This is a genomic window from Bradyrhizobium sp. (assembly GCF_019244115.1).
In the GTDB taxonomy this organism is placed as follows: Bacteria; Pseudomonadota; Alphaproteobacteria; order Rhizobiales; family Xanthobacteraceae; genus Bradyrhizobium.
This window is the reverse complement of record NZ_JAFATE010000010.1, coordinates 1-2,169: the sequence shown is the minus strand read 5'-3', so window position 1 is coordinate 2,169 and position 2,169 is coordinate 1. Positions and strand designations below refer to the sequence as shown.

Sequence of the window (2,169 nt, the reverse complement as noted above, 5' to 3'; positions counted from 1 at the left end):
AGCACCGGCTTTGGCGACAGGCTGTCGAGCGCTGCCTGGTAGACGCGCTCGGCGCGGCCCCGGTCACCGACCAGTGCCAGCGCCGCCGCCAGTTGCGACTTGGCAATGGGCGTCGCCAGATTGTTCAGCTTGGTATCGGCGAGATAGCGCAAATCGCCGATCGGCGCGGCACCGTTGCGCGCGAGCACGTAGAGGCCATAGGCGAGATCGCGTCCGCCATCCTTGTCCGGCTCGTTGGCATTAACGACAGCGTTGCGGATGCGGTCGAGCGCGTTCTTGAACAGCACGTCCGGCACCGCAAAACCTTTTTCACGCGCACGCGTCAAAAAGTCCGTCACGTACGCGTCGAGCCAGGCGTCGTCCCCGCCGGCCGACCACAGGCCGAACGAACCATTCGACCCCTGTCGCGCCAAGAGCCGCTCGATCGCATCGCGGATGCGCTGATCGACATCATTGTCCATCGCAAGATGCGCGCCGGCCGCGAGCTCGTTGACATAGAGCAGCGGCATTGCGCGGCTGGTGATCTGCTCCGAGCAGCCATGCGGATAGCGATCGAGCGCCTTCAAAATAGTGGCGGCATCGAGCGCAGTCGACAGGCCCGCCGAAAGCGAGACGCTGCCCGTACCCGGCACGAGATCGGAGAACATGTCGCCCGTCAGCGTCAGACTTTCATTCTTCGCGAGCGTGCGGATCGAGCGCCGCGCCAGCGTCTGCGTCGCGGGCCTGACGTCGAGCGCGTAATGGCGCGCCAGCGCAAGACCGTCGGGTCCCTTGATGTCGACGTCGAAGTCAGCCGTTCCCGCTGCGGACGCATCGATCGCCAGCGCCAGCGTGCTGCGCTGTTTCGCTGCAAGCTTCGCGGTGCTCTCGGGCTTGCCCGAGACGTTCACCGGGCCTGACGACTTCACACTTATGGTGTAGTCGCCAGCCGGGCCTTCCACATTGTCGATCTCAAAACTCATCGTGCCGTGGTCGCCGTTGCGCAAAAAGCGCGGCAGCGTGGTGGTCAGCACCACGGGATCCCGGATGGTCACGTCCGTGGTGGCGCGGCCGAGTTTTGTCGCGCTCCAGGCCACCGCCATCACCCGCGCGGTGCCGGCGAATTCCGGAATGTCGAAACTGACCTCGGCGGTGCCGTCGGGACCGACCGTGACGATTCCGGAATACAGCGCCAGCGGTTTTTGCGTCGGCGGACTGCCCTGCAGTTCGACAGCAGCAGCATCGCCGCCAGACTTGATCTGGCCGCGCGTACCCTGCATGCCGTCGATCAATTGCCCGTAGATGTCGCGGATCTCGGCGGAGAGCTGGCGCTGGCCGAGATAATAATCGTCCGGCGCCGGCGGCTTGTAGTTGGTGAGATTGAGGATGCCGACGTCGACGGCCGCAACCACCACCTTCGCGTCCTCGCCGGGGCTGAGCCCGCCGAGCTTCACCGGAATCTTCATGGTCGAGCCGGGACGGACCAGCGCCGGCGGCGACAGCGTGAGGCTCAGCGCCCGCGCCGTCTTGTCGATGCCGAACCATTTCAGCCCGATCGCCCTTCCCGGCATGCGCTGGGCGGCAGCGTCGAGCGGGCGGCGCAAGGTCGCCATCACATAGGCGCCGGTGCCCCAATCCTTGCCGACGGGGATTTTGACCTGCGCGGTGCCCTGTTTCACATCGACGCTCTGCGTCGTCAGCAGGCGGTCGCCGAGCACGTTCACCGTGAGCTTTCCGGCCGTGCGCGCATTGACCGACACGACCATGGTCTCGCCGGATTGGTATTGCGGCTTGTCGATCGACGTCTCCAGCAAGTCCGGCGTGTCGGCGCTTCCTTCAGAGTACCAGCCGACATCGAACTGCACGGATGTCATCGGCCCGTCAGCCTCCGTCGATTTGACGTCGAGGCGGTAGCGGCCAGCCTCCGGCGAAAACGAAAGGTGTGACGGCTTGTCCGCGACGATATTCAATTCGCCATCGGCAACGCGCTTGGTGGTCTTGACCGGCTCGAATTCCCAGAACGAATTGCGGCGGTACCACTGGTAGCGCGAGTCGATTTTGAGGAGTTCGTAGCGCAGGCCGGATCGCGGCAGGGTCTTGCCGTCGGGGGCCACAAACAGCACGTCGAAATCGGCCCTGTCGCCTTCCGCGACATTCTTGTCGCCGAAAGCGGGCTTGATGCCGATCTGC

1 protein-coding gene is annotated in these 2,169 nt (G+C 64.9%); it reads right to left on the bottom strand.

The window, feature by feature from the left end; translation table 11 throughout:
- On the bottom strand, window positions 1-2,169 hold a 2,169-nt coding region (locus JOZ76_RS00320; RefSeq protein ID WP_291696646.1), incomplete at both ends, for an alpha-2-macroglobulin family protein.